This window comes from Bradyrhizobium canariense (assembly GCF_019402665.1).
Taxonomy (GTDB): Bacteria; Pseudomonadota; Alphaproteobacteria; order Rhizobiales; family Xanthobacteraceae; genus Bradyrhizobium; species Bradyrhizobium canariense.
Window position 1 is genome coordinate 1 of the sequence record NZ_VSST01000036.1, and the last position, 21,591, is coordinate 21,591.

Sequence of the window (21,591 nt, forward strand, 5' to 3'; positions counted from 1 at the left end):
CCGGGGCGGTTTTGTTTTGAAGGATCCGCTATCACTGTGCCGCGAGCGGCGGCGCTTCAACCTCGATCACTCCCCCGCTCCGTCGTCCGCCGAATTCCAGCACGGCCGCGACCAGCGCGTCGATGTCGCTCTCCTCGGTACGGTGATTGACGATCGCGGCGCGGATCGCAAACCTGCCGTCGAGCGTCGTGCTCGACGGCGCCGCGATACCGGACTCCTGGATGTCGGCGACGATCTCGCGATTGACCTCGTCGGCAGCGCGGTAACGGAAGCAGACGATGTTGAGATTGACCGGTGCCAGCAATTCCAGCCGCGGCTCGGCGAGAACGCGCGTCTCCAGATATTTCGCCAGCGCGCAGCTTCGCGCGATCACCGCACCGAGCCGATTTGTGCCGAACGTCTTCAGCGTGAACCATGTCTTCAGCGCGCGGAAGCCACGCGACAGATCGGGGCCGAGATCGCAGGGCCAGACCGCGCCCGCCGCAAGCCCCCTCGCCTCGCGGCGCAGATAGGCCGCCGGCTGCGCAAAGGCCTGCCGGTGCTGCTCGCTGTCCCGCACCAGCAGGAAGCCGGCGTCGTAAGGCACCTGCCCCCATTTGTGGAAGTCGAGCGCAATGGAATCCGCAAGCTCGATGCCGCCGAGCAGCGGCGCAAGCTCGGGCGAGAAGATCGCGAGCGCACCGAAGGCGCCGTCGACGTGAAACCAAATTCCTTCTTCGCGGCACAGTTCTGCGATCGCCTTGAGATCGTCGACCGCGCCGATGTCGACCGTACCTGCGGAGGCAACGACGAGGAAGGGCTTGAAGCCGACATCGCGATCGATCGCGATCTGCGCACGCAGCGCGGCAACGTCCATGCGATGATCGGCATCGACGCCGACCTTGCGCAGTGCATCGGTGCCGAGCCCGGCGATGTCCATCGCCCTCGAGACGCAGCCATGCGCGGCCTGCGATGTATAGGCGGTGAGAAGCGCACCGTCATTGCCGATGCCGTACTGCCGCGCCAGCGTGCCGAGCGCGCTCGTACGTGCCACCAGCACTGCCATCAGATTCGCCATCGACGTGCCCGTGACGAAGATGCCGCTCGCGCTTTCCGGGAAGGCGAACAGGCGGCGCATCCAGTCGACGACCTGGCGCTCCACCTCGATCGGCATGTGGTCGCGCCCGCCGAGATTGGCGTTGAGGCCTGCCGCGAGCATTTCCGCGACCACGCCGACCGCGGTGCCGCCGCCATGCACCCAGCCCATGAAACCGGCATGGACGTTGCCGGTCGCATAGGGCGCAACATGTTCGGAGAAGTCGCGATAGACGTCGGCGAGATCGCTTGCCTCCCGCGGCACGTCGGCCTTGAATGCCGCGCGAACGCCGTCGGGGATCGGCTGCCACACCGGACGCGCGCGAATGTTGGCGATGCCATCGATCGTCTCGTCAAGCATGCGATGGGCGAGCGCGCGAAATTCGCTCCAGTCCTGCGGATCGAGCGAAGTGTGCGTGACAGAGCTTTGGGTGTTGCGGATGATCTCGTTCATGCTGCACTCTCCTCACCCGCTCTTGCGTGCCGCGACAACATCGCCGTGAATGCCGCGAAGATCTTGCGCATCTGCGGCGGCTTGTACGGAAACACGGCCGGCGGATCCATGTTGTGCACGACGGCGGTGTTGTCGGCTTCGAACACCAGCAGCTCGCGCTTCTGGTTCTCGGCGCAATCGACGATGAAGTAATCGAGACCGACGCGCCTGCTCATTTCGTCGAGCGCGATTTTGTGGCGCGCCGCGAATGCATGGTCGAATTCAAGCATGAAGGCGGCTTCCTCGGCCCGCTTCTCCTCGCTGAACGCCATGAAGGCGTTGAGATACCAGATGTCCCAGCGATCGGCGATCGCCATGTGACAGGCATAGGGTTTGCCGTCGACCATGGCGAGACGGTATTTGCGGTAGAGCCCGTCCGGACTCGCATAGTCGACGAAACGTGCGACGAAGAAGTCCTGCTCCTGTCGCTCGGCGAGATAGGCAGCGAGCGCCCCAGCATCGTCGAGCTTCGCGAGACCGACGCCGGCATGCGTACCGCGCGGCCGCACGATCATCGGAAAGCGCAGTTCGCCCGTGATCTCCTCGCAAACGATCTTGCCTTGCGAAAGCTCCGACAATTGCGCGCGCGTCGCGGGCGCGGTCACGGGAATGTCGAGGCCGGGCACGCCTGCCAGCAGACGATACAGCTTGTCGCGATCGAGATTGCCGATGAGATCGGGACGATTGAGCAGCGGTCGCGGCCAGTGTGGCGCGGCCTTCTCGATCAGCGCGAGCGCCTCTCGGCACTCCTCGGAATCGGATGCGATCACGATAGCGACGTCGTGCTCGGGCAGAGTCTCCGGCAGGCCGATGCCCTTGACCACGTAGAGCGTCAACAGCTCGATGTCGGAGTCTTCAAGCAGGAAATCGATCGGCGTGTTGCCGCCCATGTCGATATCAGCGGCGAGCGCGAGCACGCGCAGCCGGGGTTTTGGAGCAGCGCAAGGCGTACGAAACAATTGGTGGAAGGAGAGCACCTCGGTCTGGATCACCAGCCCGGCCTCCTTCTCGCCGAGAAGCTGGGCAATCAGCGAGAGATCGAGGCCTTCGCCGGCCTCGGCCGTCCCCTCCTCGATCCGCGCCAGCAGCCGCTCGCGCAACGGATGCAGGTCGCCGCCCTCGAAGGCGCAGCGCGTCAATTGCGCAAAGCCGATGCGATCGGCATGGTTCGGCGCGGTCACGCCGCTCGGCGCGGAAACTGGATGTTGCATCTCACACCTCGAACGCGGACTTTGCCGGCGCGGCCACGACCGCGCCACGGTCAAGCAATAACTCGATCTTCACCAGCACATGGGCGATGCGATCGAGAACGTGTTGCAGATTGCGTTGCGCCTGCATCGTATCCGGCGTCCATGCCTCGGTCACCAATCGTGCGCCGACGCAGAGGCGCAACACGGCCTGCGGCGCGCCGTCCTGCCGCTCCAGTCGGACCGGCTGGCCGACGAGACAGCGCTGGGCGGCGACTTGCCGATCCGCCGCGCTGCCGCTGATCTCCTCGGCCATGTCGCGCGCCAGCGCCCGATGCACGGCGCTGGTCTCGGCGAGCGAGACCGGCTTGCCGCCGCGAAGCAGCGTGAACGGAAAGATCGTGGCTTGCGCGAATTCTTCGTCGTCCGCGACGGACTTCTCGATCGCAGCGGGAACGGCACGAAGCGACGGCGACAACGCGATCATGCTGTCGATGCCGACTGCAAGCTCGGCCAGCATTCTGGCGCGGAAAGCCCCGGGCACGGCGTAGTAGCTGCCGATCTCGGCCAACGCGGCCTCCCAGCGCAACCATTGACCGAAATTCGGCCGGCGCTCGAAGCGCGAGCGTAGCGTCGTCCACGCCACCGGCCAGTCGCAGCGGCCGGCATAGTCGAAGATGCCAGGCGCGATCCCGCCAATCCGGTCGATCGACCGCGACAGGCCTTTCGGCAGCAGCAGCGCACCGCTGAAGGCAGGTCCGCCGAAGAATTTCGAGCCGGTGATCAGCACCATGTAACCGCGGTCGAGATAGGCGCGCAGCCGCCGGCGGCCGATGCGCGCCTGACAGGCATCGACGACGATTTGAACCTTGCGCGGCCAGCGCCGCGCGATCTCATCGAGACAGGCCTCGCTTGGGGCGCGCCAACCGAGTTTTGACGAATCCATGATCTGCAACAAAACGCGGCGGCCTTGCGCGAGGCTGGTCTCGACCGCGCGCAGCACCGCGGCATCGGCATCGGTACGCATCGCAATGCCGGCCACCATGTCGATCAGCGGCACCGCAATGCTATCGCCGGCCAGCCCCGTCACCGCGCCGTCCTTGCGCACGACAATGCCGCCTGCTGTCATCGTGCTGAAATGGTGGCCGCGTGCAGTATGCGGCGTTCCGCTGCCGGTCTGGTCGGCGCCGACCACGATCGTCACCGGCGCCGCGCCGAGCACCGCGCGGGCCACGAACAGGGCGTGAAGCTGGGAGTCCGTGCCGGACGGCGAGAACACGACGTCGATGCGCGACGAGAGCGCAAGGTGGCCGCGTAGCTCCTCGCGCATGTCCTCGCAGCGGGCGTCGAAGGCGATTTCGACCTCGTCGAACAAACATTTGTGCATCAGCTCTTCGCGCGCCAGCGCAGCGCAGTCGTAGGCCATCTGCGAGATCGTCGACGCAGTCGAGGAAGCAAAATTCCAGAGCTCCGGCTCCGGCGAAGCCGCGCAACCATAGGCGTTGACACGGTCGTTCGGATCGAGCGCCAGCCGCGGATCTCCGCCGGAGGCGAGCAGCGTATCCAGCGGTGTGAAGAGGTCGCGCAGGCGATAGCGCGAGCCGCCGTCGGACGCGCGCTCGCTGGCTGACAGACGGGATGCGCCGGCGCTCATCCCGAAAGGCTCACGCCGCATCGGCCGCCGCCGCGGGCGCCGCTGCGAATTGCGAGGTGATGTCGCCGTGGAACACCGACGGTCCGACGTGATCGAGCGAGCTCTCGATATCGGCCCAAATCTCGCCGCCGATGTCCGTCCAGCGCTTGCAGAAGGCGAAGTCCTCGGACAGATAGGTGCCGGTCGCCGCATCGATCGTGCATTCGAACAAGGCAAACCGGTTCTGGCTCCCCGCCAGGGTATCGTGCGAATGCTCGCGGAAGAATTGCAGGGCCGCATAGTCCGGATGGCGGCACATCGTTTCCAGCACGTGGCGCCGGATCATCAGGAAGCCGGTGCCGGCGTAGCGCACGGGCGTAAAGCCGTTGACCACGACAATGCGGTCGGGGTCTTCGATTTCGAGTACGTAGTCGAGCGAGGCGGCCGGCACGTCGGTGCGGCCGGCCTCGAATGCCCGCTTCGCCTTGTCCCAGTTGACCCGCTTGATCGGATAGCAGCCCGCGACGACGTCCGCGCCGCACTCGATCAGCCGGAACACCTGCTCGGGCTTGAACCCGATATCTGCATCGATGAACAGGAAATGGGTCGCCTTGGGATCGTCCAGAAACATCGCGGCTAGATTGGCCCGCGCGCGGGTGATCAGCGCGTCACCGTCGCGCAGCAGCACCTTGAGCTCGAGATTGGGCACGCCATGCACGGCGCGCTGGAGCGCGAAGATCGAACTCGCATAGATGCTCGACACCTGCCCGCCAAAGCAGGGCGTCGCCACCACCAGCTGCATCGTGTCCGACATTGACGGCTCCGCCTCGCTCCAATCCTCACCAAGAGGTAAAGAGGCATGGTTAACGGCGCCTTAACGCATCCTTACAGGAACTTGACGAGCGAGAGCTGCGAGAGGTTCGAGGTCACCTGGTAGGACGCCTGCAGCGCGTTCTGGAGCGACAGGATCTCGCTCGCGACCTGGTCCGGCGAGGCCGATTCCGCCTGGTCGATGATGGTCTGGAGCTGCGCCTTGGCCTGGGTCTGGCGCGTGCCTGCGTCCTTCATCGTGTTTTGGGCCATCGCGAGGTCGGTCTGGATGTCCTCGATGCTCTGCTGGCCGGGCTGCTTGGTCAGGGCCTGCGTCACCCGCACGCTCAGCGCGGCGACCTGCCCGCCTGAATACTGCCCGGTCGGCGAGGTCGAGAACGTCCCGAACACGGCGACCGCCTGCAGCTCCTTGCGGATCGCGTCCTCGTTCGCCTGCGCGCCATACTGCACCGTGACGGAATCGTCGACCCGGGCCATTGCGGTGGAGCGCGGCGAGCCGGGGCCGTCATTGCCCAGGTACCATTGCACGGTGGTGGCCGAGCCGTTCACCAGCGTCGTCGCCGAGCCGAGGGGGGAAGAGCCGACGCGCAGCGGAGCCTTTGCCGCCGTGACCGGGGAGGTCGTGAAGCCGAGCGCCGAGAATGCCGTGCTGTTCGAGCTCGTGATGTTGAGGCTCCCGGGATCGTCCGTGTTGATCGTGATCACGCCGCCATGGATGGTCGACGGCTTCGTGGTGCCGGTGATCTGATCGATCTTGCCAAGCAGAGTTGTGATGTTGTCGGTAATGTTGATCTGGTTTGGGCCGGCGGCGCCCGAGGCGACAAAGGTCAGTGTCTGACCGTTCACCGTGATCGTATCGGGGTTAACAGCAGGCGGACCCGCCGACCCCGCCTGGAACGCCGCTGAGAGGACCTCCGGGCCGCCAGCGGTCGCAGTGCCGCTCAGCACAGTTGAACCGGTGATTGGAGGCGTCGACGGCACGTTGCCGCGCGTCACGCTGCTGAGACCGAGCGCTGTGGCCGCCGAGCCGCCGGTGATCGCCACGTCGGTGCCCGTGCCGGTCGCGATCTGGATATTGCCGCTGGCGCTCAGAGTCACGTTAGCGGCGGGGATGCCGGCGGCCGTCGCGATCGCATTCAAGATATCAGACACGTTCGCGGCGCTGCCCGAAGCCAATCCGATCGTGGTATTGCCGCTAGCCGTCGTGACAGTGGTGACATTAGGGTCGAAGGTGATCGTGTGGGCGCCGCTCGCGCCGGTGATGGTCAGGGTGGTACCGGTCGGAACGTTGGCGAGCGCGTTGAGAATGGTCCCGTTGAGATGGGGTGTCGCCGAAGAATCGAGCGACGTGGTCGTAGACGCAACCGCCAATGCGCTGTCCTGCAACGCGACCGAGCCCGTCCCGGTCGTGGAGGTATAGGAGCGCAGATTGCCGGTGGCCGCCACATTCGCGGTGGCGGATCCCGCCGTATTGAAGAAATTGTCACCGGCCGTGACAGCGGACGCCGCCACCAGCGAGGTGCCGGCAAGCTTCTTGATCGCGGTGTTCAGCGCGGTGTTGAGGTTGGTCGCCGTGTTGTTCGGATTGACCGGGACGCTTGCATCGATGGCAAAGCTGCCGACAGGCGTCGGCGTCGCGGTCGACGCCGTCAGGTCGATCTGCTCGGTCGAGCCATCGGGCAGCGTGAACTGCACGCTGAGCTTGTCGCCATTTTTCGGGTTGACGCCGTTGAGGTCGACCGAGAACGACACCGGCGAGCCGCTCGGGCCGGTGACCGTCGCGCCGGTCAGCGTCGAGGAGACTGCGGCGATCTTCAGGCCGAATGGCGATACGGCGGCGTCCTCAGAGACCTTCACCGAGCTCGGCGTCGGTTGTGGCGCCGCCAGCACCAGCCGGCCCATGCCGTTGGCGCCGAGGTCAGCGGCCTGGCGCTCTGCCATGACGGTCTTGAAGCCCGCCTGCGTCGTGGTGCCGTTGATGATGTCGCCGGCATTCGCGACCGACGGCGTGTTGAAGGCGGTTCCGGAGAACAGATAGCGGTTGCCCGACTGCGTGTTGAGAACGCCGACCATCGAGCCGAATTGCGCAGCCGCAGTGTTCTGCGCAACCGTCTGGCCGTTGACGTTGAGATCCTGCGCGGTGTTGGCCGAGCCCGTCTGCACCGTGTTGCGAATCGTGGTCAGCGACTGCAAAGCCGTATTGGCGAGGTTGATGCTGACGTTGACGTTGGTCATCGTGTCGGTATAGGCGGCGATGTTGGAGATCTGCGCGCGCCCGGCGATCGCAAAGCCCTCGTTGGTGCCCATCCCGGAATAGTTCTGCGACAGCTTCCCGGTCGAGAGCTGCGTCGACAGGTCGGTGAGCTGCTGGTTGATGTTGCGGATCTGCGAGCCGAGAACCGACGAGGAATAGTTGATGCTGCTGATCGACATGTTTCAGAGCCCTGTTACTTGTTACACTTGAGCCTGGAGCAGCGTATTCATCATGCTCTGCACCACCGACATCACGTGGGCGTTGGCGGCATAGGCATTCTGCAGCTGGATCAGGTTCGACATCTCCGAGTCCAGGTTGACGCTGGAGGTCGAGTTGAACTTGGCCTGCAGCGTCGAGACCACGACGCTCTGGCCCTGCTGGAGCGCGGTCGCCTGGGTCGCAGCGTTGCCCTGAACGCTCAGGAACTGCTGGAGGTAGTTCGAGACGCTCCCGGTGAAGGGCTGGCTCGCCGAGCCCAGACCGGATTGCGGCGAATAGGAGAACACCGCCGAGGTGAGCTGCGAATAGAGATAGTCCGAGCGCGTGGTGTCGCCGGTGGGCGTCACCGGCGAGGTGTTGTAGACCGACAGCCTGGTCGGGTCGGTGGCGAGCTGCGTATTCACGGCGATGCGTCCGGCAAGGCCGGTCATCTGCGAACCCGATGCCGTGATCGCGCCGGTGTAGAGCGCCTGCCCGCCATCGGTGAACAGCGGCAGTTGCGGATTGCCCGAGGTCAGCGACGAGATCGTCTTGGTGATCGAGGCCGAATTGACCTTGGCGAGGCCGCTGTTGTCGTCGGTCACCCGCAATGTGGTGGCCGTCGCCGGCGACGGGGCGGCGGCGAACGACAGATGCGAGCCGGCAAGCGCGGTGTTGAGCGCCGAGGCGATCGCGCTCATGCCGCCGGAGAAGTTCACCCCGATCTGCATCGGATTGGCGTTGGTGGGGTTCTGCAGCGGCAGCGCCGCCGGATCAGTCACGTTGACCAGCGTGACCTGTCGCTTCGTGTTGGTGGTCGTGTCGGTGTAGCTGAAGTTGACGCTGTTGCCCGGCGCCGCCCCGGCAAGGTCGAGATCGAAGCCGGCCGGCGGGCCGGTGACCGTGCTGCCGGCCGTGGTCTTGTCCGACAACGCGCTCGACATCGTTGCGGCGAACTGGTCGATCTGGTTCTGCGCCTGCACCAGCGTCTGGTCGCGCAGCTTCAGATCGGCCGCGATCTGGCCCGAAGACACCACGCTGTTGGCGACGACGTCGACCGAGGATCCGTTCGGGAGCTTGATGTTGAACGCGCCGACGCCGGATTTGGCCGGATCGATGTTGTAGAGCGAAGTCGCCGACAGCGCACCGGCGGACGCAAAGGTGAATTGCGAGGCCAGCCCGGCGCCGACCAGCTGGATACCGGTGGTGGTGTAAATGTTGGCCTGATTGGACCCGTCGACGGTGACGTGGACGTCGACATATTTCGACAGGTTATTGATGGCCTGGTCGCGCTGGTCCATCAACGTCGCAGCCGAGGGGTCGTGTTCCGACAGGCCCTGGAGTCTGGAGTTGATGTCGGCGACTTGCTGCATCGCCGCGTTGGCAGCTATCGCCGAGGTGCTGAGATCCTGCTCGACGTTGGAGCGCAGCGACTGGATGCCCTTGGTGGTGAGGTTGAGCTGCTGCGCCAGCGTCTGCGCGGCGCCGAGCGCAACCGTTTGCGCCGACGACGAGCCCGCGTTGGTCGACAACGCCTGCAGCGCCGTGGTGAAACTGTTCAGCGCGGTTTCGAGCGTACCGCTGTTGCCGGGCGTGCCATAGACATTCTGAAGCTGCTTCAGAATGTTGGCCATCTGGTCGGCGTAGCCGCCGCCGCCGGTCTCGGTGCGCAGCTGCTTCTGCACATAGGTGTCGAGCTCGCGGCTGACGCCGGTCGTCGTCACCGTCGAGCCGAAGTCGCCGGTGGTGACCTCGATCTGGTTCGGCGTCTGGACGACGTAACCCGGCGTCTGCGAGTTGGCGACGTTCGAGGAAACGATCGAGAGCGCAGCCTGATTGGCACGCAGACCGCTCATCGCACTGGCGAGGGCTGAACTCAAACCCATGTTGACTTGCCGCCTTTGGTTACGTCACGCCCCAATCAGCGCAACACGTTCAAGAGGTCCTGCACCATCGTATTCGCCGTCGTGATCACCTTCGTGTTGGCCGAATAGGCCTGCTGGGTCACGATCAGCTTGGTGAATTCGTCGGCGATGTCGGTGTTCGAGCCTTCCAGCGACGAGCCGCTGATCGAACCGGAAGCGCCATCGATCGCGGCGCCGGACTGTTCGGTCGCTGAGTAAGCGCCGCCGTCCTGCGCCTTCAGGTAGTTGGTGCCGTTGAAGTGCGACAACGAGACCTGTGCGAGGTCGAGGTTTTGGCCGTTGGAGAAAGTCCCGACCACGAGGCCGTTGTTGTTGACGGCGACCGAGCGAAGCTGACCGGCGGCATAGCCGTTCTGGGTGATGGTGTTGATGGTGACCGCGCCGCTGGTGCTGGCATATTGCGTCAGTCCGCCCGAGGAGATATTGAAAGAGACCGAGCCCAGCGATTGGCCGCTGACGCTGACGTTGTTGATGGTGATACCCGAGCCGCTCGGCGAGGTCAGCGAGCCGTCGGCGGCAAAGGTGAAGGCCTGGCCGGTATTGACCCAGCCGACGGTCGTGCCGGTCGCATTCGGGTCGGTCTGGTAGAACATGTTCCAGCTATCGGCATGGCCCGCGCCCAGCGAGGCGCTGTCGGTCTTGGCCCAGCGCAATTGCAGGTTCACCGGCGTGCCGGCCGCGTTGTAGGCGGTCACCGCGCCACCGCTGATCGATTCCTTGGTGAAGGTGGCGATGTCATTGCCGATCACGCCGCCGGTACCGGCAACGCCACCACCGTCACGATTCTTGGCGATGGTCGAGGTGAAGCCGAGCGCGGCGAAGGCTGCGCTGTTGGAGCTCGCCACCGAGAGGTTGGAAGCTGTGCCGGTGTTCAGCGTGATCACGCCGCCACTGCTGACCGACGACCCCGTTGCACCGGCGAGAGCGTCGATCTTGCCGAGCAGCATCGTGATGTTATCCGTGATATTGATCTGGTTCGGGCCTGATGCGCCGGAGGCCATGAATGTCAGCGTCTGACCGTTGACAGTGATCGTGTCGGGAGGAACCACGGGCGGACCTACTGACCCCGCCTGGAAGCCCGATGTGAGCACCTCGGCGCCGCCGGCCGCCGCCGCGCCGCTCAGCACGGTGGCGCCCGAGATCGCGGGCGAGGACAGCACGTTGCCGCCGCGCGTTACGCTGCTGATGCCAAGCGCCGTGGCCGCCTGGCCGCTACCAACCGGTACGTCGGTGCTGGTGCCGCTGGAGATCACGATGTTGCCGCTGGCGTTGAGCGAGGCGCTAACGCCGGGGCCGCCGGCCAACTGGATAGCGGTGATGATGTCGGACACCTTTGTGGTCGTACCCACGCCGAGACCAATCGCGGTACCGCCAAGGCCGTCGGGCGTGCTGGTCAAGCTGCCATCGAAGACGATATTGTGACCGTTGACGACCAGTGTCTGGCCGACCAGCTGGGTGAGAGTGGTGGAGGCGAGATGGGTGCCGGCGGCGCTATTCAAAGACGTGTTCGTGGATGCCACGGCGGAGGAGTTGTTTTGGAGCGCAACTGCGCCCGTCGCGGTGGTCGACGAGTAGGGTGAACGGATATTGCCGGTTGCAGCAGCCCCGGACGTTGTCGCGTTTGCATACGGCGGAGGCGGCGTGCCGACCGGCAGCGGGTTGGCCGCGAAGTCCGACGGGTTCAGTCCGCCGGCCGCCAGCAGCGTCTTGGTTGCCGCCGTCGTGCTCGCCACGGTGTTCGGCTGGGTCGGCAGGTTCGCCGCGTACTGGATCGAGGTGGTCGCCTGCGCCGGGATGAAGTTGTTCTGGAATTTCAGGACTGTCGCGACGTTGCCTTGCGGGTTGCCCGTCTTCGGGTCGACCGTGACGCCCATCAAATAGTAGCCGGCGCCGTTGACCAGATTGCCGTTGGCATTGAGCTGGAAGTCGCCGCGGCGGGTGTAATAAGTGACGCCGCTGAACACCGGCGCGTTGTCGACGACGCCCGTCGCCTTCTGGATCGAGAAGAAGCCGTCGCCGGTGATCGCCATGTTGGTGGCGACGCTGGAGCCCGAGATCGTCCCCTGCGTGGTGATGGTGGCCTTGGCGTTGGCGGTCACGCCGCCCGCGACCTGCTTGCTCGGGACCGATGAGTCGGGAATGAGATCGACGAAGCTGGTGCCGATGCCCTTGTAGGCGGTGGTGGATGAGTTCGCGATGTTGCCGGAAATGTTCTGCAGCGCGTAGGACTGCGCCTGCAGGCCACCCACCGAGGTGTTCATTGCATCGAAGATACCCATAACTTTGTCTCCAGATCCGATCTCGGCGGCCGGTCGACCATGGCCGCAGTCGGAGGAGACTGTCGCAAGGGCTATGCCAATGCGGGTTTTCTCAAAAAATCAATGGCTTAATGAAAAAGCCCCGGTCTGATGACCGGGGCACAATTGCCGGGACCGGCAACAATTGCCGGTACTTGCCTGTCATTCCGGGGCGGTCCACAAGACCGAACCCGGAATCTTGAGATTCTCAGGTGCGCAATTGCGCACCATAATTCGATGCTCATGCATCGCTCCGGAATGCTCCAGCGACGCCTTACGTCGCCGACGCCGCCGCGGGGTGGAAGACCAGCCCGAAACCGTCGATGCAGTAGCGTAGTCCGGTCGGCTTCGGACCGTCGTCGAAGACGTGGCCGAGATGGCCGCCGCAGCGCCGGCAATGCACCTCGGTGCGGAGCATACCAAAGGTGCGATCCTCGGTCTTGCCGACATTGCCCTCGATCGGCTGGTAGAAGCTCGGCCAGCCCGTGCCGCTCTCGAATTTGGTGTCGGAGGCGAACAGCGGCAGGTCGCAGCCGGCGCAGGCGAAAACGCCCTTGCGGTGCTCCCCAAGCAGCGGGCTGGAGCCCGGCCGCTCGGTGCCCTCCTTGCGCAGGATCTCATATTGCTGCGGCGTGAGCTGGGCACGCCATTCGGCGTCGGTCTTCTCGATCTCGAATTTTTGCGCGGCTTTCTCTCCAGCCTCCGCGGGCGATGCTCTGAGCCAGCGGAAGGCCGCAAGGCCGAACAGGCCGGCGACAGTCGTCAACAGGATGCGGCGGTCAAACATCTCATTCTCCATGCGGGAGCGTCTACGCCCTGAGATACGGGCTCTCGCGGCTAACGTTACACTTCCGGGCGGGATTTTTCTCGGGTCTCTTGCGAGACGCTGTCGTCGCGCGAGGCCGGTTCCGGGGCTGGTTCGACCGCGTTGGACCCAGTTTTCGGCGGCTGGGCAAGCCGCGGCCTGACGCCTGACGGCGGCCGGCGCGGACCGGTGCCCGCGGCCCGGTTGGCTTCGGCCAGCCGCGCCTCGCGTTCCCGGTCCTTGACCCTGGCACGTTCACGATAGCGGGCAAGCGAGCCTGCGGCGGCGGAACTCGCCCTGCCCCAGATTCCGACCAATTGGCCGGCAACCCGCCCCGTCGTTCCCCCCGCCCAGACCAGCTCGAACGGTGAGAACAGCTTCCAGCGCTCGTCGCCCCACAGGATGCTGCGCGCGATCATCTGCCCGGCCATGGCCGAGGTGTTCATGCCCTGGCGGCCGAACCCGCTGGCCACCCACAGGCCTTTGCGTAACTGGCCGATCTGCGGCATGCCATGCACGGTCTGGCCCGTGGCGCCGCCGAACATGTCGGTGATCTCGACATTGCCGAACTGAGGGAAGATCGACCGGATCCGCCGCCTGACGGCGCCTGCAAAGCGCTGCGGCCGTGCGGCCCAGGTGGTCTCCGCACTTTCCCACATCAGCCGGTCGCCGTCGACGATCCGGAAATGATCGACGCCGTCGGAATCCCTCACCGATCCCTTGAAGGCGATGATCTCGTGCACGCGCTCGCCGAGCGGCGCGGTGATGCCGGCATAGCGCCAGACCGGCAGCAGCGTCTCCGACAGGCGCCGCAAGGGCGCGCCGAGATGGATGTTGCCGGCGAGCACGATATGGGTGGCGCGCAGCCGCGCCGAGGGCGTGACGATCCGCTTGCGGATGCCGGAATGATCGATGCTGACGACCGGCGTATCCTCGAAGATGCGCGCTCCCGCCCGTCGCGCCAGCGCCGCGAGGCCATGCACATATTTGCGGCCGTCGACCTGGAACGCCCTGGGATAGTAGACGCCGTGGAAGTAGTGATCGGTCTTGAGCACCTCGCGGACGCGATCAACCTGCCAGCCCTCGGCCTCGGTGTCGAAATCCTCGTTCAGCATCTGCAAACGGCTGATCAGCCGGTCGCCGGCACCGACGTTGGAGACCTCGAGCACACCGTCGGTCGGGCGGATCCCGGGCATGTTCTCCTCGGTGGCGTTGGCCCGGACGAACTCGGCGCCCGCTTTCGACAGCGTCCACAATTCCCGCGCGTCCTCGAAGCCGATGCGCTCGATCAGTTCGGCGAGCGGCAGCGCGAAGCCCGGCATCACGGTGCCGAGCTGATTGCCGGAAGCGTTCCAGCCGATGTGGCGGCCCTCGAGCACCGCGACGCTGGCCCCCAGCCGGGCCGCCTCCAGCGCGATGGACAGTCCGGCAAGCCCGGCCCCGATGACGCAGATATCGGCATCGAGGTCGAACGACAGCCGCGCCCGGTCGCGAAAGCCGGCTTCTTCCTGGGACACGCTTGTGAAAGTCTCGCTCATGTCGTTTTCTTAGAGCATGATCCGGAAAGGTGTGCAGCGGTTTTCCGAAAGGACCATGCTCCAAACAATAACCTAAAGCGCGATGACGATTCGCCCTAATCTCATCGCGCTTTAAAAGACCGAGCGGCCGCTTGTCACCTTGTCCTCAACCGGCGCCTGTAGATTATCCTCTCAGATTATCCTTGGACGCGTAACGATTCGAGAATGCCATGCGCCGTTTGCTGCTGCTGCGTCACGCCAAGACCGAGACCGACGCGCCGAGCGGCCGTGACCAGGACCGCCGACTCGACGACCGCGGCCACAAGGATGCCGCCGAGATCGGCGATTGGATGGCCTCCCATCCCCCCTTTCCCGAGGCCGTACTGGTATCGCATGCCGTCCGGGCTCGGCAGACCTGGGACATTGCTTGGGAGACCATGAAGGACCGCGTCGCCGCGCCGCAGGTCGAGGTCCTGCCGGAACTCTACGCCGCCGATCCCGCCCAGATCCTGGAATCCATTCGCACTGCAACCATTCCGGCTGATCCGAGGCAATTGCTGCTGGTCGGCCACAATCCGGGCATGCACGAGATCGCCCTGATGCTGACGGGCGGAGGCGATCCGGCCGCCGCCAAGGCGCTCGCCGACAACCTGCCCACGTCGGGGCTTGCGATCTTCGACTTTGACGTCAAGGATTGGGGTGACGTGGCTTACCGCCGTGGCAAGCTGGTGTTGTTCGTCAGTCCAAAGCTGCTTCGAAGTTAAGGCTGCTTCGATCGGGTTGATCGCGCGACGTGCCGGCAAGACGTCCTGACTGAAAGATTTGGAGGCGCAGATGTTCAAGTCCATCCTCGTGCCCATCGACCTCGCCGACACCGATCTCGCCAAGCCGGCAATCGCGACCGCGGCAACGCTGTCGCAGACCTGGAGCGGCGTGGTGCGCCTGCTCAACGTGCTGCCGATGACGCCGGTGATGCTGGCCGAATACGTGCCGGCCGATTTCGACGAACAGCAACGCCAGACCTCGGAAGAAGCCCTCGCCATCGTCGCACGCGAGTCCGGCATCGAGCCATCCCGCATCTCCAGCGTGGTGCGCCAGGGCGGCATCTATCACGAGATCCTGGAGGAAGCCGTGCACATGAAGGCCGAGCTGATCGTGATGACCTCGCACCGGCCGGCGATGCGCACCTATTTCCTGGGCTCCAATGCCGGGCACGTCGTGCGCTATGCAAAATGCTCTGTGCTGGTGGTAAGGCACTGAGGGCTCTGTTCGTAGCCCGGATGGAGCGCAGCGCAATCCGGAGCCGCTGTGCCCGCACGGATGGAATCCCGGATTGCGCTGCGCTCCATCCGGGCTACAAGATATCGCGTTGCCCGTCGGGCAAAACACCCGAACTGCAGGTCAATGCGCGCCGCGAAAAATATTCCACTTTACCGAAATTCGGAAATCACGTATGTGTCGCGGCAACCCGGCCCAAGGAAGAGGGGCTATCGCGATCGTCACGAACGCGGGCCGGGTGGCGGCGGACGCTGGGAAACACCGGCGCGAATGGTTTCGCAGGGCGGGCAACCGTGAGCGAAGGCGTCGCGCACACGACCGGTGTGATCCGCGTACGGCAAAACCGTGTCGTCCTGACGCCCGGGGTCTGTGCGTCAAGTCTTGTGGTGATGTGGCGGCCCGACCGGGCACGCAGCATCAGCGATCCATGAGGCGACGGGGGCAATAGTGCATCGCTCCCCGGGGAGAGCACGGCATAAGCCGTAAAACCGCTGCGCAGGGAAGGCCGGACGTTTTGGCTTCACCTGTATGCCGCTGTGCAGACTTCTTACTGCAATTTCGCACAGTGGATCGCGGGTGCCAGCCGGCGCCCGTTCTTCCCTGCGCCCTCTTTCTAGGAGGGCAAGGCGACGAAGCAAAGCTCGGGCGAAACAAGCCGCGAGGATGCGAAGCTGTGTCTGCGGTGGAAGCGCGAGCTAAAGTAGCGACAGTGCTACCCACAAACGCCGTCATTGCGCGCGCAGCGACTTGTCCGCCGAAGCTTCAGCGAAGGCGGAAGCAATCCAGAGTCTTTCCGCGGAGGGATTCTGGATTGCTTCGCTGCGCTCGCAATGACGATGTCGAAGCAGGTGTGCCTGAAAACTCAGTCTGGTGCCCCGGACGCAGCGCGTCCGGGACAAGAGCGAAACGCTTACAGAAACCGCGTCAGCTCTGCTTTGGCCTGACCGTAGACCGCATCCTCGATCTGGCTGCGCGTGATCCCGATGTCGCGCAAGGCGCGGTCATCGAGGTCGTTCAGCGTCTTGACGGCGGAGCGGCGCTCCAGGGCGTCGAACAGCGCATAGGCGCCGTTGGCCAGCTTGCGGAAAAATCCGTCCGACGAGGATGAGCGTAAACTCCGCCCGGCGGTCTGCGAGATCGTGGTCATTGTCCTTCTCCGGCCTGTTGTCCACGCGGCGATGCGGATGCCGTTGGCGCAAGCGCCCGAGCGCCTGCACCTCATTTGCCGTCGGATTGCTCTCGCTCTCCTGGGCTCAATCGTGAAGCTTGATGGAACTTAAATGCTCCAGTACACTACTCGGAGCAAGTGAAACATTGCTCTCGGTGCAATAATGTCCAAGTTCGAATACGTGAAGCTTGCCGATGCCATTGCTCTCGATATCTCTAACGGCACGTTAAGGCCGGGCGATCGGCTGCCGCCGCAGCGCAATTTTGCCTATGACCGTGGCATCGCGGTCTCGACCGCGAGCCGGGTTTATACGGAGTTGCTCCGCCGTGGCCTCGTCGTCGGCGAGGTCGGCCGCGGCACCTTCATCTCCGGCGACATCAGGCGCGAGGTCGAGGCGCTGAGCGAGCCGCGCGACGCGCGGATCGATTTCGAGGTCAATTACCCGCTGCTGCCGCAGCAATGGGCGATGATCGCCAAGAGCCTTGCGGGCCTCGAGCGTGTCGATGCGCTCGAATCCGCGCTGCGCGTCTCCACCAGCACCGGCACCAAGAGCGCGCGCAATGCAGCCGCCGCTTATCTCGCGCGCAAGGATTTTGCACCGCAGGCCGAGCAGATCGTCTTCACCGCCAACGGCAAGCAGTCGCTCGCGGCCGCCCTCGCAGCCCTCGTTCCCACCGGCGGCCGCTGCGGCGTCGAGGCGCTGACCTATCCGTACGTCAAGAGCATCGCCGCGCGGCTCGGCGTGACGCTGGTCCCGATTCCGATCGACGAATTTGGCGCGCGCCCCGACGCCATCCAGAAGGCGCATCGCGAGGCGCATCTGTCGGCGCTGTATCTCCAGCCCATCATCCAGAACCCGCTCAGCGTCACCATGAACGCGACACGGCGCGCCGACATCATGCGCGTCGCCGAGAAGCTCGATCTCACCATCATCGAGGACGCCGTCTATGGCTTCCTCGCCGACGACACGCCGCTGGCCGCACTCAACCCGGACCGCTGCATCGTGATCGACAGCCTGTCCAAGAAGGTCGCGCCGGGCCTTGCGCTCGGCATCCTCGTCGCGCCGCCGCGATTGCGTGAGAGCGTGATGAGCGCGGTCCGCACCGGCGGCTGGATTGCGTCCGGCCATGCGCTGGCGTCCGGGCAGCGGCTGATGGCCGACGGCACCGTCGCCGAGCTGACGCGGCTGAAACGCGTCGACGCTACGCGCCGCCAGCAAACCGCGGCAAGGCTGCTCGCCGGCTACCAGCTCGCCGCCGATCCGCGCTCCTATCATCTCTGGCTCACGCTGCCGGCACACTGGCGCTCGCAGACCTTCGTCGCCGCAGCAGCCCGGCGCGGCATCGCGCTGACACCGTCCTCGACCTTCGCGATCGCCCATGGCCACGCACCGAACGCAGTGCGGCTCGCGCTCGCCCCGCCTTCCTTCGAGCAGCTCGATTCCGGCCTGCGCACGATCGCATCGCTGCTCGGCACCAAGGAAGAGGATTTCGACTCGACGGAGTAGCTAAAGCGTTTTCGAGCGAAGTGGGTACCGGTTCGCGTCAAGAAAACACGTCAAGCAATAATCTGATGCCGCTCCCCCGTTCAGGCCTCCGGCCATTCCGCGATGAAGCCCTTCGCCTTGTAAGGCTCGATCTTGTCCCATTCATGCAGCATGCGGCGACGAAATTCGGGATCGGTGTGCCAGAGCGTCCGCGGCGTCGCAAAGCTGTCGACCGTGAGCAGCATTTTCTCGACCTCCGGCCAGTGCCGGTGCAGCGTCATTGGATAGCGCCGCGCGGTCCAGGTGTTGCCGAGGCAGATCACGGTGCGGACATTGTGCAGCCCGAGCGCCGCGTCAATGATCGGCAGCGAGAGGATCACGTTCTCGCCTGTGTTTTGGGCATGATGTTCCTCGAGAATTCGGTCAGCTGGAATGCCGGCCGCGACCATCGCCGCCTTGATGATCGTGCACTCGGATTGCTCCGAGCCCGCCGTCACGCCGCCGCTGACAATCGACCAGCGGAAATAGCCCTGGCGCCATAGTCGCCCCGCCGTATCGGCCCGCAGCGTGACGTCCTCTCGGGTGCCGAACATGAACAGGAGGTCCGCCGGCTGCAGCGGCGTATCGATCAGATGGGCGCGGTTGATCTCGGAGATCTCATCCGCCGAAGGCCTACGCATGCCGCGGTCCATGGTTGACATGGCAGCACGATGCGACACCGGGGCAACGGCGCGAAGTCACGTTTGGTTGCGGCCCATTGCACCCGAGGCAACACGGCCATTAGGGCAGCAAAGCGCTCGGCACGCGATCGAAGCTGTAGCTCCGCGGCTGGTTACGCCGCACGAAGCCGCCGATCTGCCAGGCGAACAGCGCGGCAAAACCGATGATGAACAGCGCGCCGGCGAATTCGCTGATCGCAAGCGCCCGGACCAGGAGCGCCGTCATCGCCACTGCAAGCACCGCAAGAAAAGCCAGCATTGCCGCGTAGGTCCTGCGGCCAAGGCCGGCGGTTAACTCGGCTTGGCTGCCGGCCTGCGCCATGCGCGCGTGCAACGCGACGATGAAATTGCGAAAGCCATTGTCCTGCGGTGCCATCAGCGCCGCCGTCTGCCAGCTCGTCGACAGAATCCTGATGCGGCCGCCACTGGCATGGCTGACATCGGCGCGAAAGCGGTGCTGCTGCATCGAGACGGGGCGGAACGACAACCGGATTGCACTGATCTCGTCATAACGCCACAGGCCCGAACGGCCGCCGATGTGCCAGGACAGCCCCTCCTCCGTCAGCTCGAAGCGATGCGCCGAGCCGATCAGCGACGCCTTGTAGGCGTAGCTCGCGCCCGCAGCCGCCTCGGCTCCCGAATCCTGCATCTTCACAAACAATCCAATCCGGGCGATCCCATCTGCGATCCGCTTGCGTGGGCGCCCTGCCCCATCCTACAAGCGGGACATGGCTGAGACGATTTTTTTTCCGCGCCGCCTGATTCTCGGCGCCGCCGTGATCTCCGGCGTGCTGCTCGCGCTCGCCGTGCACATGCTGGGCGCCCGCTACGGGCTCGACCTCGGCGGCCTCTGGCACTCGGACACGCACGAGTTCATACCGGCGGGCGCGGCGATCGCCTGGTGGCTGATCGCCTCCGTCGGCTTCTCCGGCGGTTATTTCACGGCGACATTGATGCAGAGCGCCGTCTCGGGCCAGATCCCGCAACGGATGCGGCAATTCCTGATCGCGGTCGGCGTGCTGCTGCTTGCGGGTGCGGGCCAGGTGGCCTCGGCGCCGAGCCCGGTCCCGACGGTCTCGGGCGTGCTGGCCGGGATTTCCGCGCTGGGCCTCGGTGCCGCGATGGCGTTCTGCGGCGCGCATTTCGCACTGCGCCGCGGCTGATTCCTCCACACAGTTCACCCGCGCGAACGCGCGCCGATCCCGATCACGGCGGCAGCGAGCACGAGGACGGTGGCCGAGACCGCCAGCGATGCGTGCAGGCCGGTCATGAACGCGCCTTCCGAGGCCACTAGCGAACCGAATAGCGCAACGCCGAGCACGCTGCCTGTCTGCCGCGTCGCGTTCAGGACGCCCGCCGCGATGCCGGAGCGCGCCTTCTCGACGCTGCCCAACAAGGTCGAGGTCAGCGGCGGCACCAGCAGCCCAAGTCCGCTGCTGATCGCGATCATCTGTGCAAAAATCGCCCAATAGCTCGTGCCGGCTTCGATCCAGAGCAGGCCGACGCAACCGAGCGCCGAGACGCAGGCGCCGACGACGATGGTCGGGCACGCCCCGATACGCTCGGCGAGACGAGGCGCCAGCAGATTGACTGGAAGCACCACCGCCATCATCGGCACGAAGGCGAGACCCGTCCACCACGCCGTCAGCCCGTTGATCCTCTGGAAATACAAGCTGAGCACGAAGATCAGCCCGTAGATCGCGACGTTCACGAGCAGGCCGACGAGCGCGGTCAGGCTGAACAGCCGGTGATCGAACAGGGACAGGGGCAGCATCGGCTGCGTCGCGCGGCTCTCGCGCCAGACGAACAGCACCGCCAGGAGAGCGGCTGAAGCGAACGCCGCGAGCACAGCCGGATGCTGCCAGCCAAGCGCGCCCCCCTCGATGATCGCGCCGGCGAGCGCCCCCAGCGCACCAATCGCCGCGAGCTGGCCGGGCAGATCGATCTCGCGTGAGGGCGCGCGCGTGGTCTCGGTCGCATAGCGCCAGCTCAGCCAAAGGCCGATGAGGCCGATCGGAAGGTTGACGAGAAAGATCGCGCGCCAGCCGACCAGCGTGATCAGTGCGCCGCCGACGAAGGGACCGGCCGTGAGCGCGAGGCTCGCACCGGCGGCCCAGATCGCAACGGCGCGGCCGCGCTCGCGGTCGTCCGGATAGGCATGATTGAGCAGGGCAAGAGAATTCGGCACCAGGATCGCCGCCGCCAGGCCCTGGACCAGCCGCGCTGCGATCAGGGCAGCCTCATTGGGCGACAATGCGCAGGCGAGCGAGGCCGCGGTGAAGATGGCAAACCCCGCCATGAAGACGCGCTTGGCGCCGATCCGGTCACCGAGCGCGCCGGCCGTCAGGATGAACGCGGCAAACGCAATGGTGTAGGCGCTGACCACCCATTGCAGCTCGGCGACGCCGCCGCCGAGCGTCCTGCCCATGGCGTCGAGCGCGGTGTTGACGATGGTGACGTCAAGCTGCACCACGCCATAACCAAGGCTCATCGCGGCAAGGGTGAGAGACGTCGCAAGGCGGGAGCCGGAATGCGGCGCGCCGGCTTCGAAGGCTTCGTATCTGGCGGTGCTTACTCGCATGCTGCCATCTCGGTTGCAGCCCCATGCGAACGATAAACTTCCCGCTCGCCGTCATGTTACGACAACGATCGAATGATGCATGCCTAATGGATGCGTAACGTGCGAGCGTCGCGCGGATGACCGCGCGACGCTCTATCCTGGCTAA

General features: G+C 65.2%; 17 protein-coding genes. 4 read left to right on the forward strand and 13 right to left on the reverse strand.

Going from position 1 to position 21,591, the window contains the following annotated elements; translation table 11 throughout:
- Positions 1–31 precede the first annotated feature (31 nt).
- From FXB41_RS18795 to FXB41_RS18835, 9 genes are all read right to left on the reverse strand, one after another.
- Positions 32–1,528, reverse strand: a complete 1,497-nt coding sequence (locus tag FXB41_RS18795) for a pyridoxal phosphate-dependent decarboxylase family protein (protein WP_219682793.1) — start codon at positions 1,526–1,528, stop codon at positions 32–34.
- Complete coding sequence (locus FXB41_RS18800) at positions 1,525–2,778, reverse strand: ATP-grasp domain-containing protein (protein ID WP_219682794.1); 1,254 nt, start codon at positions 2,776–2,778, stop codon at positions 1,525–1,527. The genes FXB41_RS18795 and FXB41_RS18800 overlap by 4 nt, the downstream gene beginning before the upstream one ends.
- A gap of 1 nt (position 2,779) precedes the next feature.
- A complete protein-coding gene (locus FXB41_RS18805; RefSeq protein ID WP_219682795.1) occupies positions 2,780–4,429 on the reverse strand; it encodes a sugar phosphate isomerase family in 1,650 nt (549 codons plus the stop codon).
- Positions 4,419–5,201 (reverse strand): hypothetical protein, encoded by a 783-nt coding sequence (locus FXB41_RS18810; RefSeq protein ID WP_219682796.1) that lies wholly within the window; start codon positions 5,199–5,201, stop codon positions 4,419–4,421. Before FXB41_RS18810 ends, FXB41_RS18805 begins: the two co-directional genes overlap by 11 nt.
- Before the next feature lie 71 nt (positions 5,202–5,272).
- Entirely contained in the window at positions 5,273–7,651 is a 2,379-nt protein-coding gene (locus FXB41_RS18815; RefSeq protein ID WP_007602098.1) for a flagellin/flagellar hook associated protein, read from the reverse strand.
- Positions 7,652–7,672: 21 nt separating this feature from the next.
- Positions 7,673–9,556: a flagellar hook-associated protein FlgK gene (gene flgK, locus FXB41_RS18820; protein WP_007602097.1), complete on the reverse strand. Its 1,884-nt coding sequence runs from the start codon at positions 9,554–9,556 to the stop codon at positions 7,673–7,675.
- 35 nt (positions 9,557–9,591) lie between these two features.
- Entirely contained in the window at positions 9,592–11,874 is a 2,283-nt protein-coding gene (locus FXB41_RS18825) for a flagellar hook-basal body complex protein (RefSeq protein ID WP_007602095.1), read from the reverse strand.
- Between the two features lie 292 nt (positions 11,875–12,166).
- Entirely contained in the window at positions 12,167–12,679 is a 513-nt protein-coding gene (gene msrB / locus FXB41_RS18830; protein ID WP_219682797.1) for a peptide-methionine (R)-S-oxide reductase MsrB, read from the reverse strand.
- A gap of 56 nt (positions 12,680–12,735) precedes the next feature.
- The gene (locus tag FXB41_RS18835; RefSeq protein ID WP_219682798.1) at positions 12,736–14,235 is read right to left on the reverse strand and encodes an NAD(P)/FAD-dependent oxidoreductase; all 1,500 of its coding nucleotides are present in this window, start codon (positions 14,233–14,235) and stop codon (positions 12,736–12,738) included.
- Positions 14,236–14,444: 209 nt separating this feature from the next.
- Between FXB41_RS18835 and FXB41_RS18840 the strand changes: the two genes are divergently transcribed.
- Complete coding sequence (locus FXB41_RS18840; RefSeq protein WP_219682799.1) at positions 14,445–14,978, forward strand: SixA phosphatase family protein; 534 nt, start codon at positions 14,445–14,447, stop codon at positions 14,976–14,978.
- 70 nt (positions 14,979–15,048) lie between these two features.
- Positions 15,049–15,474, forward strand: coding sequence for a universal stress protein (locus FXB41_RS18845; RefSeq protein WP_007602088.1), 426 nt, complete (start codon positions 15,049–15,051; stop codon positions 15,472–15,474).
- Positions 15,475–16,402: 928 nt separating this feature from the next.
- On the opposite strand, the gene FXB41_RS18850 is transcribed toward FXB41_RS18845, so the two are convergent.
- A complete protein-coding gene (locus tag FXB41_RS18850; protein WP_219682800.1) occupies positions 16,403–16,639 on the reverse strand; it encodes a DUF1127 domain-containing protein in 237 nt (78 codons plus the stop codon).
- A gap of 184 nt (positions 16,640–16,823) precedes the next feature.
- Here FXB41_RS18850 and FXB41_RS18855 point away from each other — a divergent pair, with 184 nt between their 5' ends.
- Positions 16,824–18,167, forward strand: a complete 1,344-nt coding sequence (locus tag FXB41_RS18855; protein WP_219682801.1) for an aminotransferase-like domain-containing protein — start codon at positions 16,824–16,826, stop codon at positions 18,165–18,167.
- Between the two features lie 80 nt (positions 18,168–18,247).
- Here the strand turns inward: FXB41_RS18855 and FXB41_RS18860 are convergent, their stop codons facing one another.
- Together FXB41_RS18860 and FXB41_RS18865 are read right to left on the reverse strand one after the other, a co-directional pair.
- Positions 18,248–18,826 (reverse strand): YdcF family protein, encoded by a 579-nt coding sequence (locus FXB41_RS18860; protein ID WP_246648978.1) that lies wholly within the window; start codon positions 18,824–18,826, stop codon positions 18,248–18,250.
- Positions 18,827–18,926: 100 nt separating this feature from the next.
- Positions 18,927–19,514, reverse strand: coding sequence for a hypothetical protein (locus FXB41_RS18865; RefSeq protein WP_219682835.1), 588 nt, complete (start codon positions 19,512–19,514; stop codon positions 18,927–18,929).
- 79 nt (positions 19,515–19,593) lie between these two features.
- Between FXB41_RS18865 and FXB41_RS18870 the strand changes: the two genes are divergently transcribed.
- Positions 19,594–20,028: a hypothetical protein gene (locus FXB41_RS18870; RefSeq protein WP_219682803.1), complete on the forward strand. Its 435-nt coding sequence runs from the start codon at positions 19,594–19,596 to the stop codon at positions 20,026–20,028.
- Positions 20,029–20,042: 14 nt separating this feature from the next.
- On the opposite strand, the gene FXB41_RS18875 is transcribed toward FXB41_RS18870, so the two are convergent.
- Positions 20,043–21,446, reverse strand: a complete 1,404-nt coding sequence (locus FXB41_RS18875; RefSeq protein ID WP_219682804.1) for an MFS transporter — start codon at positions 21,444–21,446, stop codon at positions 20,043–20,045.
- Positions 21,447–21,591: the final 145 nt, after the last annotated feature.